The organism is Mycobacterium sp. SVM_VP21, assembly GCA_024758765.1.
Classification (GTDB): Bacteria; Actinomycetota; Actinomycetes; order Mycobacteriales; family Mycobacteriaceae; genus Mycobacterium; species Mycobacterium heraklionense_C.
The window spans coordinates 4,597,276-4,618,385 of record CP101406.1 but is presented as its reverse complement, the minus strand read 5'-3'; the positions used below and the strand labels follow the sequence as shown (position 1 = coordinate 4,618,385).

Genomic DNA, 21,110 nt, shown 5'->3' with positions numbered 1-21,110 from the left:
AGTTGATGTTGACGGCGCTTACTTCGCCCCCTATGCTGACGTAAGCACTGTTAACATTGCCTACGTCCGGAGAGTGCGATGCCCGCCACGATCTTCACACCCCTGCGCCTGGCCAACGGTTCAGTCATCGAGAATCGCCTGGTCAAGGCCGCCATGGAAGAGAACATGGCAGTCGCCGGCCAGCTGCCCGACGAGGCACTCTTCCAGCTGTACCGGCGGTGGAGCCAAGGCGGCGCCGGGCTGATCATCACCGGCAACGTGATGGTGCACGCCGAGGCGCTGACCGGACCGGCGGGCGTCGTACTCGACGCGCAGGCGCCGCTGGAGCCGTTCCGGCAGTGGGCGGCCGCGGCCCGCAGCGGCGGCTCGCGGGTGTGGATGCAGATCAACCATCCGGGCCGCCAAGTGATGGCCAATATGCCCGGTGTCGCATGGGGACCCTCGTCCATCCGGGTGGATATCGGCCGCAACAGCAAGCGGCTGGCCGAGCCCGTCGAGATGACCGCCGAGCAGATCGGCGCCACCGTGGCCCGCTTCGCCGAGACCGCTCGGCGTGCAGAACAGGCCGGGTTCGACGGAGTCGAGATCCACGCCGCCCACGGCTACCTGCTCTCGCAGTTCCTTTCGCCGCTGTCGAACCAGCGCACCGATCAGTGGGGCGGAACATTGGCCAACCGCGCGCGGCTGCTGCTCGACATCGTCCGCGCGGTCCGGTCGTCGGTATCCCCCGCGTTCGCGGTGGCGGTCAAGCTCAACTCGGCCGACTTTCAGCGTGGCGGCTTCGACGCCGACGACGCCGCGACGGTGATCGGGCTGCTGGCGCCCCTGGGGGTAGATGTGGTGGAACTGTCCGGCGGCAGCTACGAAAGCCCCGCCATGACCGGCCAAGTGGCCGATGAGCGGACTCGCGCCCGCGAGGCGTACTTCCTCACCCTCGCCGAGGAACTGGCCCAGTCCAGTCCGCTGCCGCTGATGCTGACCGGCGGCATCGTCCGCCGGTCGGTGGCCGACGAAGTCCTCGCCGGCGGTATCGACCTGGTCGGCATGGGAACCGCGCTGGCCGTCGATCCCGACCTGCCGAACAAGTGGCGTCGCGGAACCGACGCCGCGGTCGAACTCCCCCCGGTCACCGCCAAGGACAAAGCCGTCGCGTCAGCCATCAGCATGGCCCGAGTCCGCTATCAGCTGCGCCGCCTGGGCAAAGGCAAACGGCCCCGACCCACGGTGCATCCCTTCGCCGCCTACGCCCAGGAGGCCCTCTTGCGGCGCCGGGCACTGCGTCGCTACCAGAACTGGCTGCACGCCCGAGCCGCGTGACCGCACCCGCCCGAAGATGAATGGACTATGAGCCTCCCTGACCAAACTCCCCGCCGCCCTTTCGATCTGGTGATTTTCGGCGCCACCGGTTTCACCGGCGGTCTGACGGCCGACTATCTCGCCGCACATCTTCCCGCCGACGCACAATGGGCCCTGGCCGGCCGTAACAAGGCCAAGCTCGAAGCCGTTCGCGACCGGCTCGCTGCAATCAACCCGGCCGCCGCCGCACTGCAGCTCCTCCTGGCCGACACCAACGATCCCGACTCGCTGCGCGCGGTGGCCGAGTCTGCGCGGGTCGTGATCGCCACGGTCGGCCCGTACCTGGAGCACGGTGAGTCGCTGGTGGCGGCGTGCGCCGCGGCCGGCACCGACTACCTCGACCTCACCGGCGAGCCGGAGTTCATCGACCGGATGTATCTGAACCACCACGCCACGGCGGTGCAGACCGGCGCCCGGCTGGTTCACGCTTGCGGGTTCGACTCCATCCCACATGATTTGGGCGCCTTCTTCACCGTCCAGCACCTACCCGACGGGGTGCCGCTGACGGTCCGCGGCGTGGCGCGCGCCGACATGATGATCTCCGGCGGCACGTTGCACTCCGCGCTGGCACAGATGTCGCGCTTGCGACAGATGCGCCAGGTCGAGGTCGCGCGCAAGAAAGCCGAGCCACGTACCGATGGCCGCCGAACGCGCGCCCGCATCGGTGTTCCGCGCCGCGATGCCGTACTCGGCGTGTGGCTGCTGCCCCTGCCCACGGTCGACCCCCAGATCGTGCAGCGCTCCGCCGCCGCCCGCGCCGACTACGGCCCCGACTTCACCTACACCCACTACGCGGGACTCCAGCGGGCTACCACGCTGGCCGCTACCCTCGCCGGCGTCGGCGCGTTCGTCGCCGCCGCGCAGGTGCCGCGACTGCGTCACGCGCTCGGCAGGCGAATCCCGCAGGGTGAGGGCCCTTCGGAGTCGCGAAGGGCCAGTTCATGGTTCACCGTCGACTTCATCGGCGAAGGCGGCGGAAAGCGGGTGCACACCCAGGTCCGCGGCGGCGACCCCGGCTACGGCGAGACCGCGAAAATGCTGGCGGAGTCGGCCATGTCCCTGGCGTTCGACGCCAACCCGCAAGCTTCGGGCCAGCTCACCACCGTCGCCGCGATGGGCGACAACCTCCTGCGCCGCCTCGCCGACGCCGGCATCGAATTTCGTGTCGTCGAGGACGAAACGATGAACACCACCCCGAGCCCCTTCGTACCCCCGGACACCGCCGAGGCACTGGCGGGATTGACCATGCCGCTCGCCGAGGCCATGCGCTCGCAGCGCGCGATTCGCCGGCTGCACTTCGACCCCGTCGACGAGGAACTACTGCGCGAGGTGCTTGCGCTCGCGCTCAAGGCGCCCACCAGTTCGAACAGCCAAGACTGGGCATTTGTCGTGGTCAATGACGCCGAGCAGAAGCGGCGCCTGGTGCGCAGCTACCAACGAATGTTCAAGCTATTCGGGTGGTTTGCCAGGCGGGCTACCACTGACGAGCCGACGCTACGCCAGTTGGCGGTGTCCGAGTGGCAGCGTGAGCACTACCACGAACTGCCGACCCTCGTGGTGGCCTGCTACCGGCGCACCCCCAAGCACCGACCGGTCGGGTGGCCGCAGATCAGGGTCTCGTCGTTCTACGGTTCGGTCTATCCCGCGGTGCAGAACCTGCTGCTGGCGTGCCGAGCCGTCGGCTTGGGCGCCTCACTGCAGACGCTGCCGTTGTTGTTCGTCCGCAGTACACGCCGCGTGCTGGAGCTGCCGCCCGAGATGGTGCCGGTGTGCATCATCCCGATCGGTTGGGCTCGCGGGCGATACGGCCCGACCCAGCGTCCGCCGATCGACGACGTGGTGCACATCGATCGATTCGGACACCAGCCGTGGCTATCAGCCCAGGCCGACGAGATCGGCGGAGACGGTCCATAGCCCGTCAATGAGCTTGGGGTCGTGGGCTTGCCGATTCTCGCGGCCGTTGGCGCGATGACGGTCGAAGTAGACGCCGTTGATCTCTGGGTCGGCGCCGCGATTGGCCAGCTCGATCAACGGCGCGGCGCCCTGAGCCGGAGTGATCGTCGCGAGATGGCGCAGCGGAGTGCGGTAGAGCAGGCCGACGAACCACGAGTCCCGACCGAAGCTCGTCGCGACCGGACCGGGATGCACTGCGGCCGAGACGATCCCGTCGCCAGCCCAGCGCTGGGCGATGCCGCGGGTGAACAGAATGTTCATCAGCTTGCTGGTCCCATAGGCTCGTGTCTCGAAGGCGCGCCGGCGTCGATAGTCCAGGTCATCGAGGTCGATGTGTCCGAACCGGTTGCCGACGCTGGAGGTGTTCAGCACCAGTGCGCCACCGGCGGCGGCCAGCCGATCGCGCAGCAGGTTGGTCAGCAGGAAGGGCGCGAGGTGGTTGATCCCGAAGTTGGGTTCGTGCCCCTGGGCAGTCCGCAGGCCCGGCGCGAACGTTCCACCCGCGTTGTTCAGCAGGACGTCGATAGCGCCGACCTGTTCGCGGATCTGTTCGGCCAGCGCACGAACCTGGTCCAGATCGGCGAAGTCAGCGGTCAGCGCGGTAGCACCGGCAGCGGCGGCGACCGGCGCCAATTTCTGGGCCGAGCGGCCGACGACAACGAGATTGACCTCCGGCCCGGCCAAGGCACGGGCCGCAACAGCGCCGATGCCGTCACTGGCGCCGGTGATCACGATCGTTCGGGGTGAGGTCACTGCACGGTCTCCTTTGATTCGTCACCGCAAAAGCCACCGATGTTAGCGGCGCTTACTCATGCTTGCTGCTAACATTAGGAGCTCATGTAAGCGGCGTCAACACGGGGTAGCCACAGATGGTCAACACGGGGTAGCCACAGATGTCAGCGTCCACCAAGACCTACCATCACGGCGACCTGCCCGGAACCCTGCTACGCGCGGCCATGGATCTCCTTGAGGAAAACGGCGCCACCGAACTGTCGCTGCGTGCCGCCGCTCGCCGAGCCGGCGTATCGACCGCGGCGCCCTACCGACATTTCGCCGACCGGAACGCGCTGCTGTCTGCGATCGCCGCAGTCGGCTATCGCGAACTGGCCTCCGACCTGCTCGCCGCACATCCCGCACCGAAGACGGCGGATGACCTCGCTGCGATCGCCATCGCCTACGTCCAGTTCGCGCTCGACCGGCCCGGCTTGTTCCGGGTGATGTTCACCGAGCAGTGCGACCCGAGCAACGCCGAGCGGGTGGATGCGGTCACCGCGATCCAAGAGTATCTGAACTCCATTGTGCGGCAGGTGTTTCCATCGGCCGACTCGGAGGCGATGGCCACCGCCGTGTGGGGATTGGTGCACGGCCTGGCATTCCTGCATCTTGACGGCAAGCTCGACACCTCATCGGCGCAGGTCGTTGCCGATCGGGTGCGCGCGGCGGTACGCGCCGCGGCCGGTCAGATCGCCTAGTCGGGACCCCGCGCTGGGTTCAGCGCTGCACCGTTCCATCGTGGCGGGCCATCTCGGCCAACATCGCGTTGTAGGCGGCCAGGTCGGCGTCGTCATCACGGTCAGCCGCACGGTCGAGCCGCTTTGCGGTGCGCCGGTCACTGCGATGCCACTGCACCAGCAGCGCAATCATCACTATGAGCAGCGGCAATTCGCCTGCCGACCAGGTGATGCCGCCGCCCAGGTGCTGGTCTCCGGCCAAGTCGGTATGCCAGGGCAAACCCAGCGCACCGTAGAACCACTCCCCGAGCACCTTGTGCATGCCCATCAAGAAGACCCCGAAGAAGCCGTGCAGGGGCAGCGAGGCGAACACCACCGCCAGTTTGGCCAGCGGCGAGATGGGCCGGGGGGTGGGGTCCACGCCGATCACCACCCAATAGAAGAGGTAGCCGCTGAGGATGAAGTGGATGTTCATCGCGAGGTGTCCGGCGTGACTGCCGGCGATCGAGTCGAAGAGGCTGCTGAAGTAGAGCCCGTAGAAGCCGACGACGAAGATCACCGCCGCAATGATCGGGTTGGTGAGGAATCGCGAGACCCGGCTGTGCAGCGCGGCCAGCAGCCATTCCCGCATCCCTGGCGGTTCGCCGCGACCGGCCACCGGCAACGCGCGTAGCGCCAGCGTGGTCGGCCCGCCGAGCACCAGCAGGATCGGTACCAGCATCGACAGCAACATGTGCACGGCCATGTGCATGCTGAACATCGCCGGCATGTAGCGACCGGTTCCCGACGAGGTGGCGAACAGCAGGGTCAGGCAGCCCAGCATCCAGGCGGCCGTGCGGCCTGCGGGCCAGGCGTCACCGCGGCGGCGCAGCCGCAGCACACCGGCCAGATACACCCCGGCCAGGACTATCGCGGCGGTACCGAAGACGACGTCGAAACGCCAGTCGAACAGAATCCGCGCCACGGTCGGCGGGCCGGCGAAGTCGTAGCCGATCTTGACCATCGGGACCGACGGGTTGAGCACCGTCGGCGGGGGTGGTGGGGTGCGGCCCAGCCCCACCGCGACGCCGAAGGTGAGCGCGAAGACGACGGCCTCCGTCAGAGCCAGCCGGATCAGCGGGGCGCGCTTGTTCGGGTCGTCCTGCAGTGCCGCCACCCCGCGGCGGCGCTGCCAGGCACCGAGGGCGCCAAGCGCACACAGGGCGACGAACTTGGCCACCACCAGCTGGCCGTAGGGGGTGGTCAGCAAGTCGGCAGGGGCCAGCCGAACCAGCGCGTTGAGCACCCCCGACAGGCCCATCGCGACGAAGCACCACAGCGCCACGGTGGAGAATCGCCGTGCTGCCAGGTCGGCGTGTTCTCCGCCGCGAATCGCGTGTACCAGCAGCGCCAGCAGACCGCCGGCCCACAGGCCCGCGGCGATCAGGTGGATGAGCAGGCTGTTGGTCGCCAGGTCGTGCGACCCGCCGGCGGCCGAATGTCCGGTCAACCCCAACGGGATCAGGGTCAGCAGCGAACCCGCCAGCAGCACCGGCGTCCAGGACCAGCGCAGCACAGGCAGGCTCACCAGCGTCACCACCGCGGCCAGCAGCGCGGTCCACCGCCACGCCGACGCGGTGTCGACCAGTCCGGCGAACGACCAAGCCGTCGCCGGATCGAGGAACTCAGACAACGGATGCCCGGAGACATCGGAGATCGTCAGCGGAACCAGCAGCGCGGCGCACACCGCCCAGGCTCCCGAGGCTGCGGTGCCCAACCGCAGCGCGCGGTAGCCGGCGGCGTCGAGTACCCCGCTTTCCTGCGGCGGCACCAGGAACGCCGCGAGCAGAAACGATCCCACCGCCAGCACGGCGGCCATCTCGCCGGCCGCCCGCACGAACGGCAGTCCCAGCGTGGTCACCGGCCCTGGATCGGGCAGGCCGGTCGCAGTCAGGGCATCGGCCAGCGACAGCGCCCCGATTCCGGCGGCGATGCATCCGGCCAAGATCGCCAGCCCCACCAGCATCGGCGCCAAGATCACCGCGCGGCCGCGGGTCGCCGAAGTAGCCGTCATGGCTCCCAGCGTATGGTGCGCACCCACCGCGCCGCATACCAGGCAGGCGACGTTGTAGCCCGCCGCGCTACCTGCTCAATCCCCGCCAATGCCGTCGCACCTCCATGTCCCGGGCGGCAAACGCCTCCCGGGCGATGCGGGCGATGTGGTCGGAGTCCTGCAGGATCGCTCGCAATTCAGCCCGGAACGCTTTGCGGCGCCCCGCCAGATCCGGCGCGGGTTTCAGCAGGCCCTGATCGGCGACCACCTGACACGCGGTCGCAAACAGCAGGGTGGACACCGATTCGCTGCTGCGAACGCGTCCCTGCGCCACGTACTGGCGGCCGACCCCCAGGGCCAACTGCGTCAGTTCGTTCTCACCGATGTCGTCCGGCGCGTCGCAGAGCACGTCGGCGACGATCGCGTAGGACTCGAAGAACACCCGCAGCATGACGTCGGAGGTCACCGGAGTCTTCTCGGACAGAATGCCGTCGATCTCGGCTCCGCCCGCGCCGACCCGGGCCTGCCAGTCACCGAACCAGGACATTTCCTCGGCGATGTTGTCGCGGAACGACGCGGAGTCGGCGAAGTAGAAGTCGAACTTCAGCAGGTCGCGCAGCCGCATCGCCTGCGTCCAGAACGCGTCCAACCGGTCACCTTCGCCGCGACCGGCGTGCGCCAGGGCCAGCTCGACGATCGAGGTCTCCAGAAAGGCGTGGATCACCGAATTGCGGTAGAACGACGCGGCATGCTCGTCCTCGGGGGCGATCCGCCACACCGACTCCCGGCCGCCGTCGACGCGGGTGACCGGATGCCCGTTGGACAGTGCGTCCACCGCCGCGCGGACCCCGTCGCGGCTGCGCAGCCGCAACGCGCTGGTGGAGATCGGGGTCTGCTTGCGTTCCAGGTAATCCAGGCCGGCCTGCAGCGAATGGTGGATCTGGTCCAGCGTCAGTGCCAGCCCGTGCGTGGTCAACAGCAACGCCGACACCAGACCGGTCGCGCTGATCGGGGTGACGCGCTGGATCCGCCAGGCCACCTCGATGGCCATCTTCTGCATGGCCAGCCGCTTGGCGTCCGGGTCGGTCGCCGTCGAGCCGTCGGGGGCGCCAAGGTACTGGCGCATCGATACGGCCTCGGGGAAACGGACGTAGATCTTGCCGTAGTTGCGTTCGCCCTGCGCCTTGATGAAGCGGTAGAGCCAGCGGATCCCCTCGGGGGTCTTCTCCCCGCCGCGGGCGTAGGCGGCGTACTCGTCGGTCTCGTGCAGCTGGTCGAAACTGATCGACACACCCTGCAGGAGCACATCTTCAGTGCGGTCATCCAAGTAGGCGTCGGCGACGTAGGTCATCAGCCCGAGCTTGGGGGGCAGCATCTTGCCGGTGCGGGACCGGGTGCCCTCGATGGACCAGCTCAGGTTGAACCGCTTCTCCATCACGTAGCCGACGTACTCCTTGAGCACGTACTTGTAGAGCGGGTTGTTGCCGATGCTGCGGCGGATGAAGATCACCCCGGAGCGGCGCAGCAACGGCCCCATCAAGCCGAACGACAGGTTGATACCGGCGAAGACGTGGACCGGCGGAAGCCGGTTCTCCTGCATCGCCACCGGCATGACCGCGCCGTCGATGTAGGAGCGGTGGGAGAACAGCAGCACCGCGGGGTGGTTCTCCAAGGCGGTGCGCAGCGCGGCGACCTGATACTCGTCGTAGTCGATCTCGGGGTCGAAGCCGCGGCTGAGCATCCGGGTCAAGACGGCGACCATATCGACCGAGACCCGACTCCAGCCGGTGGACAGCTCGTCGAGCATCTTGCCGGCCTCGTCGACGGTGGCACCCGGAATGGCTTGCAGTCCCTCGCGGAAACGGGTGGACGCCAAGATCTCCGGTTTCACCAACCGCGGCGACTTGTACTGCGGGCCCAGGATCCGGTTCTCGGCACGCTCTAGCGCCAGCACCGCCCGACGCGTGACGAAATGTGCGAAGTCCCGGGGGTTTTCACCGACGGTGTTCTCGCTCCACTGACTGCGCAGGTCGGCGACGCTAGCCGGCTCACCGACAACCACACGGGCCAGCGACGACTCGGTACGCAGGATCTGGCGCTGTTGGCGTTCGCTGGGCCGATACGGATTGCGGCCGGGCAGCAAGGCGGCCACCCGCTTCAGGGCGGAGGCTTCGGCGCGGGGCATCCAGAAGACCCGCACCGGCAGGATCGACCGCCGCTCGTCGCGTTCGAGGTGCCCAACCAGCCGCGCCATCGCCCCGGGTGAGCGCTGCGACGGGTCGAGCTCCAACAGGTCGATACGGTCGCCGCGGCGGCCGTCCCGGTACCGTTCCAGCCACTCGTGAACGAGGTCGGCCTCCACCGGTGACTTCACGTAGGCCAAGACCAGCGTGTCAGCGGTTGTGGTGGCCCCCGAGGGATCGGGGGCCGGTGATGTCGTCACTGCTCCCCCTTCGGAGCCGGCGGCTTCTTGGCCGGAGCTTTCTTGGCCGGGACTTTCTTGGCGACGGCCTTCTTGGCGGCAGCTTTTCTAGCCGGCGCCTTTTTGGCGGGGGCTTTCTTCGCCGGCGCCTTCTTGGCCGCTGCCTTCTTGACCGGTGCGGTTGGCTTGGGCGACCAGGCCGGCAACTCGTCGACCGGCCAGTCAGCCAGGGTGTCCAGGTACAGCTGGCGGACCTGTTCGATCCGCTCGGGCAGCGTGTCGACCGTCCAGTCCTCGACCGAGATCGCCGGGAACACCGCGACGTCCACCGTGCCGGGGTGAGCGCTTATCGAGTCCCGGGCGGCGACCACCTCGGCGTTGCGGATGATCACCGGCACGATCGGTATCCCGGCCGCCATGGCGAGCCGGAACGGCCCCTTTTTGAACGGGCCCACCCCGGTGGTGTCCACCCGGGTGCCTTCGGGCGCGATCACCACCGACAGACCGCGCTTGGCGCGTTCCTCGACCTCGTGTAGAGACTCGACGGCCGCCGCCGCGTCGTCCCGGTCGATGAACACCATCTCGGTCAGCTTTCCCAGCGGGCCGGCGATCGGATCTCGCTCCAGTTCGCGTTTGCCGACGCTGATCCAGTTGTCGCGCACCAGCGAGGCGGTGATCACCGGATCGACCTGGTTGCGGTGGTTGAAAATGAAAACCGCCGGCCGGGTTGCGGTGAGGTTCTCCTTGCCGATCACGTTGAGCCGCACACCATTGAGACCCAACAACACCTGCGGGAACAACGCGGTGAAGAAGTTGACGCCCCGGCGCCGGCTGCCGCTCAGCAGGCCCAGCCCGATCGCGCCGGCGCCCACCGGGACGATCGAGCCGAGCCCGGCCAGGTTCCGCAGCTGGCCGACGACTCCGCTGCCGCGGCTGCTGAACTGCAGGATGGGCCAGCCGCGCTTCCGGGCGACCGAGGCCATCTTGCCCTCGGGATTCGTCGGTCGCGGGTTGCCGACCAGATGCATCAGCGCGACGTCTTCGTCCCCGTCGGCGTAGAAGTAACTGTCCTGCAGGTCGATGTCGTGTTCGGCCGCGAACTTCTGCACCGCGGCGGCCTTACCCGGTCCCCACAGAATCGGTTCGACCACCTCGCCGGTGAGCACACCGTTCTCGTCGGTGACGAAGGCGTTGGTGAGCGTGTTGGCGATACCCAGAAAACGAGCCACCGGTTCAACCTGAATGGTCAGCGCCGAAGAACTCAGCACCACCGTGTGCCCACGCGCCTGATGGGCGCGCACCACCGCACGCATCTCGGGATAGATGCGCTTGGCGATCTTCTGGACGAACAGCCGCTCACCGATCTCGTCGAGGTCACTGATCGAACGGCCACGCAGCGCCGACGACGCGGTGTTGATGAGCTCCTCGAACTCGATGCGGCCGAGCTGATGGTTGAGCCCGGCCTGGATCATGCCGAACAGTTCCCCGAGCCCCATGTCGCGGCTCCGGAATCGCTCCCGGGTGAGGATCACGGCGGTGAAGCCGGCCACCAGGGTGCCGTCGAGATCGAAGAACGCGCCGATCTTGGGACCGAGCGGGCTCGCCGCGATCTCGGCCACCGATCCGGGCAGCCGCATGTCGCGCGGCGGCTGAGACTTTGCGTCGTCGGTCATGACTCGCCACCAGCGGTGAAGGAGGCCGGCACGCAGCGCGGTGCGGGATCTCCGGCGAGCGCCAGAATTTCGTCGAAGCCCTCCACCAGGCAGGTGGCGAACAGCCTCTCGTCGCGGACGGCTGCGCGGTCGTAGCGGACCGTGATGGTGCACTCGCCGCCCCGGGAGATCAGCACCACCATCATCGCGACACCCGGCAGCGGGCCGATTCCGTAGTGCCGCAGCACCTTCGCGCCCGCAATGTAGGTTTCGCCGGGATAGAACGCCACGTTGCTGGCCTGCACGTCTGCGCTAACCACCGACTCGGTCATCTTCTCCAACACCGGGGACGGAAAGACGCTCAGCAGCGGCGCGATCGAGCCGAGGACGTCCATCGCCGGCTCGTCACGGCGCTGGGTCATCTGAGACCGAATCCGCTTGATCCGCTCCACCGGGTCGGCAACTCCGACCGGGGCCGCCAGGTTCACCCCGGTAAACCGGTTGCCGCCGGCGGGATCGGCATCGGCACGCAGGTTCACCGGGATCGCCATCGGCAAGGTCGCGATCGGCACCCCCAGCGCCCGGTGATAGCGCCCCAGCGCACCGGACACGGCAGCCAGGTAGGCGTCGTTGATGGATCCCCCGCCGGCCTTGGCGGCCCGATGCAGATCCGACAGCCGCACGTCGATCGCCTGGGTCCGACTGGCCAGGCTGCGCCGGCGCAGCAGTGGCGAGGGTTCGGCGGCCTGACTCATCACCCGCGCGCCCGACCGGGCGTAGGTGATGGCGCCGGTCACCGCCGACAACGGGTCACGCACGGTGCGGGTCGCCATCGACAGCGCCCCCAACAGCACATCGCGGGTGCCGCCGAGCATCGCGATCGGTAGGTGGTTGATGCCGTCGCGCATCAGGTCGTTGGACGACAAGTCCTGCGGTACTGGCTGGGGCGGCATCGACCGCGCCGGCGGATCGCGCTCCAGGTCATAGATCCGGCCGAACATGGCGGCACCGCCGACTCCGTCGGTGACCGCGTGACTCAGATGCATCAAGGTGGCGGCGCGGCCCTCGGCTAGCCCCTCCACCAGGGTCGCCGACCACAGCGGACGCTGGATGTCCATCGGTGATTGCAGGGCCACCTCGGCCAGGTCAAGCACTTCGCGCAGGCCCCCGGGCTCGGGCACCCGGACTCGCCGGACATGAAAGTCAAGGTTGAAGTCGGGGTCTACCACCCACCGCGGCGCCGCCGTCGGCAGCGTGGGCACCACGACCTTCTGGCGCAGCCGCAGCACCTTCCGCGAGACGTTCTCGAACAGGCTCCGGAACCGGTCCCAGTCGGGGGTGGTATCGAGCAGCTCGAGACCCATGATCCCCGAGCGAGTACGCGGATTGGCCTCCCCGCGGTGCAACAGGTAGTCGAGAGCACCGAGTTCGGTGGGCAATCCGTCGGCGTCCACAAGGTCACCCACGCCGAGCTCCAGACTGCGGCTTCCGGCCCTGGCCTGCCCGACCCACCGACGCAGCCACCACGCGCCCCTTCTGTTTCACAGTCTTCACGAGCACCATTCAACGCTAAAGCATGTCGAACCACTGTGGTGGTTGTTCGGCACCGCCCTTCTCGGGCTGGGAGCGATCCCAGCGGGCCAGGTTGATTGCCGCATTTAGGTCACGATCGAGACGGTGACCGTTCGGGCAGGTAAACACCCGATCAGCCAGACTCAGATCGGGCCGGCGTTCCCCGCACGTCGAGCACGACTGGCTGGACGGGTACCAGCGGGTAAATCAGAAACAGCCGCTGCGGCATTGCTCGGTCGGGACGGATCTACCGCTACCAGCGGATAAACTGGACCCGCATTGCCTCCGTAGCTCAGGTGGATAGAGCACATGACTTCTAATCTTGTGGTCGCAGGTTCGAGTCCTGCCGGGGGCGCAGCAGCCGGTGTATGACCTCGGTTGATGCTTGACATTTCGGTGTCGGGTGATGCTTGACGGTGTTTCGGCTGAGGCTTGACAGTTGCTTCGGTTGATCCTTGACACTCCCTTGATGAGGTAAGAAACAAACGGGCCCTCCGCACCCGCGGTCCGGCCTAAGCACTAAACCCGAGTGTCAAGGATCAACCGAAACAGATCCGTCAACCATCAACCGACGCTCGACAGGGGCACTCATGTGTGCCGGTGCTAGTGCCGGGGTTCGACCACTACTTCCAGAAGGCGTTCATGGCCTGGGCGTACGTGTCGTTGTCCGTGAGCGGGGCCAGACCCAGGGCGTCTTCGATGGTGGCCATCAGGCTGTACTCGTTGTAGTAGGCGTCGGTGGTGAAATTGCCGGATTGCATCCCCCCGTACGTCACGGCACCCGCGCTCGGGATGACGATCATCGGAACGTTATTGCCTTGGTTACCGAAGCCCAGTGAGAGGTTGTTGTTGTCCTCGTCGGTGACGATGATGATCGCGTCCTTCTCGTTCGGGTCAGTCCACGTCTTCGAGCCCTCGATGGTGGAGACCTCCTGCTGGACGAACTGGTCGGCGGCCGCGACGTTGTACTGATGGTCTCCGAGCTGGGTGGCGATGAACTGGAGAACACCACTAAGCGAGTCGACCGGGCCTTCCCCGTTGTTGTCCTCGTTGGCGGCGATCCAGGTGAATCCGGGGAACGTGCTCGGGTCATTGAGGTCGGTGGACAACTGCGTCAGCGGCAGCAGATGCTCCTGCAGGTAATCAGGAGTGTTGCCGTAGACGTAACCGAATTGGGCGAACGGCAGTTCGTCGGCGGAGTAGTCACCGGACGACACCAGGTCACCGGCGCTGGGCATGCTCTGCGCGTAGCCGGCCCACGAGATTCCCGCCCGATCCATTTCCTGCATGAGGTTCGGTGCGTCGATGGAGTTCAGAGCGGAGTTGTAGTCGATGCCGAAGTCCGATCCGCCCAGGATCCGGAAGTAGTTGGGGTCACTGGGGTGGCCCAGTGCGTAGTAGTTGTCGTCATAGCCGTAGGTGTTGATCAGGCTGTTCATGTACGGCGCGTTGGGGCTGCCGACGATGTCGGCGGCACCCTTGTTCTCCATGTAGATGACGAATACGTGGTCCAGCTGGCCGACATCGGACGCCGGCGCGACCAGCGGGGCCGCGGTAAGGCTGGGATCGCCGACGGTGAACGATTCATTGTCGGCGTAGGCGCCGTTGTAGTTGCCCAGGACCCAGTCCCGGTCGGTGAAAGTCGTGGTCACCTGCGCGGAGACGGCGCCCTCGGGAACGGTCCCGGTGATGGAGCGGTCCTCAAACCCGGTGAAGCCCAGGCGATCCCATACCGAGACCGGCGCGAGCGAGCCGGTGCCCACCACGGCGCCGTTGGCGTCGTAGAAGGTGACCTGCACCGAGGCCGAGGACGAGTCCCAGCCCTGGCCGCCGAGATCCGCGCTCAGCGCATACGGCGTTCCCGCCGCGCCGGTGAGGTCGACGGTCTGGCTGATGCTCGACGTGCCCACCGGTCCGCCGCCGGCGAAGTTGTCACCGGCGCCCGCCGGTGCGGTCTGCGGAAAGCTTGACCACGCGGGGATGGGAGTCGACACCGGCGACGGATAACCCATCGGGGTGCCGTAGGCGATCACGGTAGGGGTGCCGGTCTCGGTCCAGCCCGGGATGGTCACCCCGCTGTAGCCCGACCCGGACGGATCGGCCGTCTCAAAACTGGGGTTCACCAACAGGTTCTGGCTCATCGCCTGCACGTCGGCGGTGGCGGCGCCGACCGGATCAAGGCTGCCCAGCCAGCTGACGAGCTCGGTGTCCGTCTGCGACCCCAACACCGTGCTCACCGAGCCCATCTCCAGGAAACTCGTCATCGCATTGAGGACCTGGTCGATCAGCATGTCGAAGTCGTCGGCATGGGCGTCGGGCGCAGCCGCCAGCTGCCCCAACCCCAGCGCTATAAACGCGCTGGCCGCGCCCGTCATCCCCATTCTCAGACGCCGAAGAGCCATAGCTTCGACAATCCTCAGGCATAGCTAGGCCGTCAAGAAGCTCCAGCTAATACATTTCAGGGCCACAGTAAGTCGACAGACTCGCACAACGGTGGGATCAGCCGAACAGATCCGCCAGGCTAAAGCTCGGGGTGTTGGCGATCAGGTCGGACATGTTCGCCCACTGCTGGGCCGCCTGGGCACTGAGTTCGGTCGGCCAGTCGTCGTTGCCACTGAAGATCACCGTCGCGAAGTCGTCACGAGCGTTGAGCAGCCCGGCCAAGATGCTGGTATTCGGGTTGAACAGCGCGTCGTCGATGGCCGTGAGGAACATCTGCGGCATCAGCACCGACATGGCGGTCTGGGCCAGCGCCAGCGTGATCGGCAAAGTGATGTCGCTGGTCAGCACCGGCAGGGCGTTCCACACCGAGGTCAGGCTCTCCATCGGGTGGTCCATGATGCTGCGCATGACGGCATCCCAGTCCGGGCTCAGCGCGTCGGTGAACCTCAGCTCGATCGGAGTGGAGGGCTGGCTGCCGAACACCGACTCAAAGTTATCCCTGCCCATCAGCGCCGACAGTGCGTTGAGCTCCAGATGCTGCAGCACCCAGGCGGGCTGTGCGTGGATCCGGGACACGTCCATCGCGTAGTCATACGACATCACCCGCCGGGCCATGTCGGCGGCGAACTCCTCCGGGCTGACGGTCGGGGTGTCGCTGGGCAGGTACTGGGCGATGTCGCCGACCGGCACCACCTGCGCCGTCACCCCCAGGCCGATCGCGGCGTCACGATCGTCGACGTTCTCGAAGCGCGCGAAGATCTCACCCGTGGCGAGTCCGCCGGTGTCGAGCCAGTTGGCCACACCCGGATTCGTCGCGCTGATGACGTAATAGGTGTAGCCGTCGTCGGCGTGGAAGGTGGTGGTGTTGTTCAGCGTGGTCTGCGCCATCACGTAGGGCAGCGCACCGCCGTAGACGTTCATCAGCTCGATGCCACTGTAGGCCGCGTCCACGTTGGGCACCTTCAGGATCAGCGCCTCGCCGGGATCCAGGTCCCAGTTGCCGCCGGTGACGACCGCGGACTCCAGGCCGACTCCATAGCTGGTCTCCGGCGCCAGCGTCATCATCGTGTTGGCGGGCACCTCCATACCCACCGACGCCCCACCGTCGATGCTGCGCTGGTTGAACGGCACGACGATCTGAGCGAAGGCGTTGAACAGCATGTTCAACACGTCGTCGACGGAGCCGATCTTGGCCGGCTCGGTCGGCACGTCGGTTCCGCCGCCGTCGGTGGGGAAGAATCCGCCGGCCGGGATGGAGAAGAACGGCGGGCAGTCGGCCACACATTGCAGGCTGATATTGGCCGGACCCTTGGCCCAATCGCCCGTCATGTCGCGGATCAGCAGGGACGCCGCACCCCCGACGGTGGCATCAGTGGAGTCCAAGAAGTTGACCGCGCCCGCCGGCGCTTCCGGCCCGATGTAGATGGTGAAGTTGCCATTGGGATCGACCACCAAGCCGTGGTTGAGTTCCAGGTCCTCGATGGTGTGGGCCGTGGCACCGGTGACGGCCATGGTGCTGATCGACATGTGCTCGGTCCCCCCACCGAGGGTTCCGGTAAGCACGTAGGTCGCACCGGGAGCCAGCCCCGCGGTGACGTGGTAGTTGATGTCAGGGGTGAAGTAGTCGAAATACTGGCGCGAGTCGGCGACGTTCCCCGCAACCACTTCGGGCGATTGGAAGAACACTCCGTTGAACAGCTCGGTCACCCGCGACAATCCGGTGGTGATCAGCTGGTAGTTGGTGTTGCGCAGCATCGTCATCAACGTGTCCGCGTCGCCGGGCGATGCATAGGGAAGTGACAGGTCGTAGGCCTGCGCCTGCTTCATGGCGTCGAGCAGCGCATCGAGGGCCTGCTGGTATCCCGCGGTCAGCGTCACTGCAGGTGCGGCGATTCCGGCGGCGACCAACGGGGTGCCCATCACCATCGACAGTGCGCCGCCGACCACCACCGCGGCGGTCCCCAATCGCCGTCCGTGGCCCGAGGAGCGGAGCCAGGACGAAACCCGCGAAGGGCGCTGCGCTTCGATGTTGCCGGTCATGTCCACGGCCACTACTCTCCCGCTCTCGTTAATCATTTTCTCTTTGTACTCACGGCTTATTTTTATTATTTGGGACCATACTTCCGGACCGGAAGAGGTGCAATAGGCGTCGCGCAGTTTGGGGCGATCGTGTCGCCAAACCGGTTGCCGACATCAACGGGTATCGACCGGTAGGTTGCGCTGCATGTCCATGCGATGGCTTTCCGCGTTCGGCGCGGTGACGGCGGCACTGGTCCTTAGCGGATGCGGGCTGACGGTGACAAAGACCGGCACCGATCCGGTGGCGCATCTGGCCCCCCGTAGCACCCCCAACGGCATGGTGTTGGTGTCGCCAGACAACTTCGTGCGGGCCGTCACCGACCAGGAATTCACCAACATCGTCAACGAGAACGGTTTCGGCCGTTTCTTCCACATGCGCGACGTGACCCCGGTCGACAGGCAGCTGGTGGTGCGCTCCAACCGGGACACCTTGTATTCAGCTGCGGTGTTCGACCTGCAGGCCGGTCCGGTCACGCTGACCCTGCCCGATCCCGGTCAGCGGTACATGTCGGCGCAGGTGATCAACCAGGACGAATACGTCACGGACATGTTCTACGGCGGCGGCGAACACACCCTGGATCAGCAACATGTCGGAACCCGCTATGTGGCCGTCGCCATTCGTATCCTGGCCGATCCCAACGATCCCGCCGACCTGGCCGCAGCACACCGCCTGCAGGACGCGATCACCGCGCAACAAGACGACACCGGCAGCTTCGACGTGCCCCGGTGGGATCCGATCAGCCAGAAGAAGGTCACCGACGCGTTGTTGGAGCTGGCGCAGACCATCCCCGACACCCGGGGCATGTTCGGCACCGAGGCCGACACGGACCCGGTGCGGCATCTGATCGGGGCGGCCGCGGCGTGGGGCGGCAACTCCGAGAAGGAGGCGCTGTACCTCAACGTCACCCCGGCCCGCAACGACGGCAACACGGTGTACCGCCTTACCGTCAAAGATGTTCCGGTGAAAGCGTTCTGGTCGGTCACCGTCTACAACAAGAACGGCTATTTCACGGAGAACCCGCAGCAGGCGTACTCGGTCAACAACATCACCGCGACCAAAGCGGCCGACGGATCGGTGACCGTGCAGTTCGGGGGTTGTTCGGACGACAACACAGCCAACTGCCTGCCCACCACGCCGGGATGGAACTACCTGGTCCGGCTCTACCAACCGGACAAGGACATCTTGTCGGGCAAGTGGGAATTCCCGGCGGCGCAACCGGAAGAGTCGCCGAGCAGCGAGACCCGGTCTCCGGCACCGGCACCCAGTCCCGCTCCCCCGCCCGCACCGGCCCGGCCGGCACGCTGACCGTAGGGCCGGCACTCGGCAAAGCCGGCTGAGGAGGTAGTTGGTGGACAAGCAGTTTCGCTTCGGTGTGGGCCTGAACCCGATCCGGTCGACGACCGAACTCGCCGAGACCGCGCGGCGGCTGGAGAGTTTCGGCTTCGACGTCCTGCACGTGCCCGACCATCTTGGCGCCCCGGCCCCCTTCCCGGTCCTGGTCGCCGCTGCCGCGGCCACGTCGACGATCCGGCTGGGCACCTACGTACTCAACGCCTGTTTCTACAAGCCGGCGCTGCTGACCCGCGACATCGCCGACACCGACGTGCTCTCGGGCGGGCGGCTGGAGGTGGGTCTGGGGGCGGGCTACGTGCGCGCGGAGTTCGAGGCCGCCGAGCTGCCCTTTCCCAGCGCCGGTCGCCGCGTCGAATACCTCGAGCACGTGACGAAATATGTGGCGACACACCAGCCGCGCGTGCCCATCCTGATCGCCGGCAGTGGTGACCGGCTACTGACGACGGCAGCTCGCCACGCCGACATCATCGGATTGACCGGGTCGCGGGTGGACGGCGCCGACGATTCGCTGGCCGAGCGGATCGACTTCGTCCGCGCGGCAGCCGGCAATCGGTTCGATACCCTCGAACTGAACCTGGCCATCACGGCGGTGCCGACCGACGGTTCCGGGACGCCCAATCTGTCGCTGACCCGCCGGTTCGCGCCGACACTGTCGGATGAGGAACTGCTGGCCTCGCCCGCGGTGTTGTCCGGGTCGGTTGACGAGATGGCCGACACGCTGCGCGAACGCCGCCGCCGCTACGGGATCAGTTACTTCACCGTCCAGCAGGAACATGCCGAGGCCTTCGCCGAGGTCATCGCCGCACTGCGGTGAGTCAGCGATCGCTGCCGGCCGATACCCGAGAGTGGGTTTTTCACAAGAACTTTCGCAGCCGGGCAGCATCCTCGATATCGTTGCGGAACTGGTCGAGCGTGCCCAAGGTATACATGCCGTCGATCTCCCGGTCATTCCAGAGTTGGTGGATCTTCCGCAGGTCCGAGACGCGGTTCTTCCAGCCGATCCCGTCGATCACCGCGATCACGAACTGCCGCGGGGTGCGAACCTCTGCCATCTCCTCGATTTCCCGGACCGCGTCGGTGAGCTTGCTCCCCGTCGAGTCGTAACCCTTCGCTGCGACGACGATCTCTGCGGCACTGCCGTTGGGGACGACCAGGTCACACGGCGCGGTTCGACCGCTGCGACCTACGAAACGCGTGCGCGTCTCGTAGGGCAGCCCGAGTCCCTTGACGACGGCTTCGATCTCGTCTTCTACGTGACGCCCCTGCTGCCCAGCAGCTGCGGCTGCGGCCCGGGTACCCGCACGCGCTATCAGTACGTCCGCGGCCCCGTACTGCGCGTGTAGTTGCGCAACAGTCTGCGGTACCAGAAAGTACGCGTCGTCGAGCCAATCGATCAGCTCTGATGCTCGGTTGCGGGCGAGCAGCACCCAGCCGGCGGTATCGAATTCATGCTTGAGCGCATTCTTGAGCTTCTCCTGGCCAAGGCCGACAAAAAGCGCCAGTACCGGTACGTCACGGGGATAGGTGGTCACCCAGTCCGTGAGCGACGCACGGTCGATCGTCGGCAGGGCAGCCAGCGATTCGACCGCGCGACGGATCGCGTCGGTCTCCGGCGTTGCGGCCAGGGGATCGATGTGCGCGCTCAATCGGCCGAGTCCGCCGAGGTAATCAGCGAACGGAACGGCGTCGCTCATGTATTGGTCCCGACAAACAGGTACTCGGACACGTCGCGGCGGGTGGCCGCCGAGTGCGTTCCGAAGCTGTACTTGTGGTCGACGGCGATCTTCTGGACGTCAGCCTTCACCTTGCCCAGCAAATCGACGATGCGGCTGGCGTCGGGAAGCGCGTTCGAGGAGTAGGACAGCACGATCGCGCCCGCATCCTCGAACCGCTCAAAGGTCCGCAGTAGCGCGTCCTCGATCGTGCGCTTGTAGGCAAACGGGGTGAATCTCTTCGCGATTTTCTTGGTCTTTGTCTCTTCCATGATCGTGACGTCGCGCCAGTAGACACTTAATCCTTCAAGGAAGTGATACCGCTTCATGTAGTCGGCGTCGTCACGCGGCGGCGCGTAGGGCGGGTCCAGATACACCAGGTCCGGGGTCTCGACGTCCAGGTCGAAGATATCGCCGGTGACCGTCCGGCTCTTGCCTCCGTTACTGAACACCACGGCGTTGTACTCCGCGGCAGCACGACGAAAATGCTCCCGCAGTGTCATGCGAAGATCGCGGCGTCCGTCGGCGTACTTGGTGGAGTCGGTGAAGGTGAATACCCCGCGAGGTTGGCGTCGAGCAGCCGAGAGCACCAGCGCGGAGATTGCGATGTCTCGCTTGAATCCGCTCAGCTGGTCGATGTGCGACCACGCCGAATCGAGGAATGCACGATCCTCCGGCGTGTAGTACAGCCCGTCGAACTTGGTCTGGATGAAGTCACGGTCGTCGGCAGCCGGTCCGCAGATCAGGTCGATGTCGCCAGCAGTGAGTCGCACAGAAGAGTTAGCAACAGTCGCACGGGTGATCATGCCGGGGAACGCGAGAAAATCGTTGCTCGTGACCGAGAACCCTTGTGCCTTTAACAGGTACGAGACCACCCCGGAGCCGGAGAACGCATCTATGGCCGTTTCGCCGCCAAGATCGGCAAACAACCGCTCCAGGTGCGGCAGCAGTTGGTATTTCGAGCCCATATAGCGCAGCCGAGGAAACCTTTGGGCCCTTTCAAGAACCTCGGCCGTCGTTACGGACCTCGACTGCGTCATGACGTCACCATCGCACAGCATTGTGACAGTCCCGGGCAGCCCCGG

Annotated in this window: 14 protein-coding genes, 1 tRNA gene and 2 pseudogenes; 6 read left to right on the top strand and 11 right to left on the bottom strand. The window is 66.4% G+C overall.

Annotation, left to right across the window (positions count from 1 at the left end; translation table 11 throughout):
* Positions 1-78 precede the first annotated feature (78 nt).
* The gene (locus NM962_21600) at positions 79-1,317 is read left to right on the top strand and encodes an NADH:flavin oxidoreductase/NADH oxidase family protein (GenBank protein UVO12415.1); all 1,239 of its coding nucleotides are present in this window, start codon (positions 79-81) and stop codon (positions 1,315-1,317) included.
* A 27-nt stretch (positions 1,318-1,344) separates the two neighbouring features.
* On the top strand, positions 1,345-3,270 hold the full coding sequence (locus NM962_21595; protein UVO12414.1) for a nitroreductase family protein: 1,926 nt from the start codon (positions 1,345-1,347) through the stop codon (positions 3,268-3,270).
* Here NM962_21595 and NM962_21590 read toward each other — a convergent pair.
* Positions 3,232-4,062 carry an SDR family NAD(P)-dependent oxidoreductase gene (locus NM962_21590; GenBank protein UVO12413.1) on the bottom strand — a complete coding sequence of 277 codons (831 nt, stop codon included), beginning with the start codon at positions 4,060-4,062 and terminating at the stop codon, positions 3,232-3,234. The genes NM962_21595 and NM962_21590 overlap by 39 nt on opposite strands.
* Positions 4,063-4,202: 140 nt before the next feature.
* Between NM962_21590 and NM962_21585 the strand changes: the two genes are divergently transcribed.
* Complete coding sequence (locus NM962_21585; protein UVO12412.1) at positions 4,203-4,781, top strand: TetR/AcrR family transcriptional regulator; 579 nt, start codon at positions 4,203-4,205, stop codon at positions 4,779-4,781.
* A gap of 19 nt (positions 4,782-4,800) precedes the next feature.
* On the opposite strand, the gene NM962_21580 is transcribed toward NM962_21585, so the two are convergent.
* The 6 genes and pseudogenes from NM962_21580 to NM962_21555 form a co-directional block, all read right to left on the bottom strand.
* Positions 4,801-6,813, bottom strand: a complete 2,013-nt coding sequence (locus NM962_21580; protein ID UVO12411.1) for a cytochrome c oxidase assembly protein — start codon at positions 6,811-6,813, stop codon at positions 4,801-4,803.
* A gap of 67 nt (positions 6,814-6,880) precedes the next feature.
* A complete protein-coding gene (locus NM962_21575) occupies positions 6,881-9,235 on the bottom strand; it encodes a glycerol-3-phosphate 1-O-acyltransferase (protein UVO12410.1) in 2,355 nt (784 codons plus the stop codon).
* Positions 9,232-9,397, bottom strand: a pseudogene (locus NM962_21570) (hypothetical protein). The gene NM962_21575 and the pseudogene NM962_21570 overlap by 4 nt, the downstream one beginning before the upstream one ends.
* 260 nt (positions 9,398-9,657) lie before the next feature.
* Positions 9,658-10,851: pseudogene (locus NM962_21565) on the bottom strand (HAD-IB family hydrolase).
* A gap of 32 nt (positions 10,852-10,883) precedes the next feature.
* On the bottom strand, positions 10,884-12,332 hold the full coding sequence (locus tag NM962_21560) for a wax ester/triacylglycerol synthase family O-acyltransferase (protein ID UVO12409.1): 1,449 nt from the start codon (positions 12,330-12,332) through the stop codon (positions 10,884-10,886).
* A gap of 103 nt (positions 12,333-12,435) precedes the next feature.
* Positions 12,436-12,579: a transposase gene (locus tag NM962_21555; protein ID UVO14884.1), complete on the bottom strand. Its 144-nt coding sequence runs from the start codon at positions 12,577-12,579 to the stop codon at positions 12,436-12,438.
* Positions 12,580-12,719: 140 nt separating this feature from the next.
* Between NM962_21555 and NM962_21550 the strand changes: the two genes are divergently transcribed.
* A tRNA-Arg gene (locus tag NM962_21550) sits at positions 12,720-12,793 on the top strand.
* Between the two features lie 268 nt (positions 12,794-13,061).
* Here NM962_21550 and NM962_21545 read toward each other — a convergent pair.
* Positions 13,062-14,819, bottom strand: coding sequence for a phosphoesterase (locus NM962_21545; protein ID UVO12408.1), 1,758 nt, complete (start codon positions 14,817-14,819; stop codon positions 13,062-13,064).
* Positions 14,820-14,937: 118 nt separating this feature from the next.
* The gene (locus tag NM962_21540; protein ID UVO12407.1) at positions 14,938-16,956 is read right to left on the bottom strand and encodes a hypothetical protein; all 2,019 of its coding nucleotides are present in this window, start codon (positions 16,954-16,956) and stop codon (positions 14,938-14,940) included.
* Positions 16,957-17,245: 289 nt separating this feature from the next.
* Between NM962_21540 and NM962_21535 the strand changes: the two genes are divergently transcribed.
* Positions 17,246-18,265, top strand: a complete 1,020-nt coding sequence (locus NM962_21535; protein ID UVO14883.1) for a DUF1214 domain-containing protein — start codon at positions 17,246-17,248, stop codon at positions 18,263-18,265.
* A gap of 43 nt (positions 18,266-18,308) precedes the next feature.
* Complete coding sequence (locus NM962_21530) at positions 18,309-19,127, top strand: LLM class F420-dependent oxidoreductase (GenBank protein ID UVO12406.1); 819 nt, start codon at positions 18,309-18,311, stop codon at positions 19,125-19,127.
* A gap of 40 nt (positions 19,128-19,167) precedes the next feature.
* Here the strand turns inward: NM962_21530 and NM962_21525 are convergent, their stop codons facing one another.
* Positions 19,168-20,007: a hypothetical protein gene (locus tag NM962_21525; protein UVO12405.1), complete on the bottom strand. Its 840-nt coding sequence runs from the start codon at positions 20,005-20,007 to the stop codon at positions 19,168-19,170.
* On the bottom strand, positions 20,004-21,065 hold the full coding sequence (locus NM962_21520; protein UVO12404.1) for a DNA adenine methylase: 1,062 nt from the start codon (positions 21,063-21,065) through the stop codon (positions 20,004-20,006). The genes NM962_21525 and NM962_21520 overlap by 4 nt, the downstream gene beginning before the upstream one ends.
* Positions 21,066-21,110 lie beyond the last annotated feature (45 nt).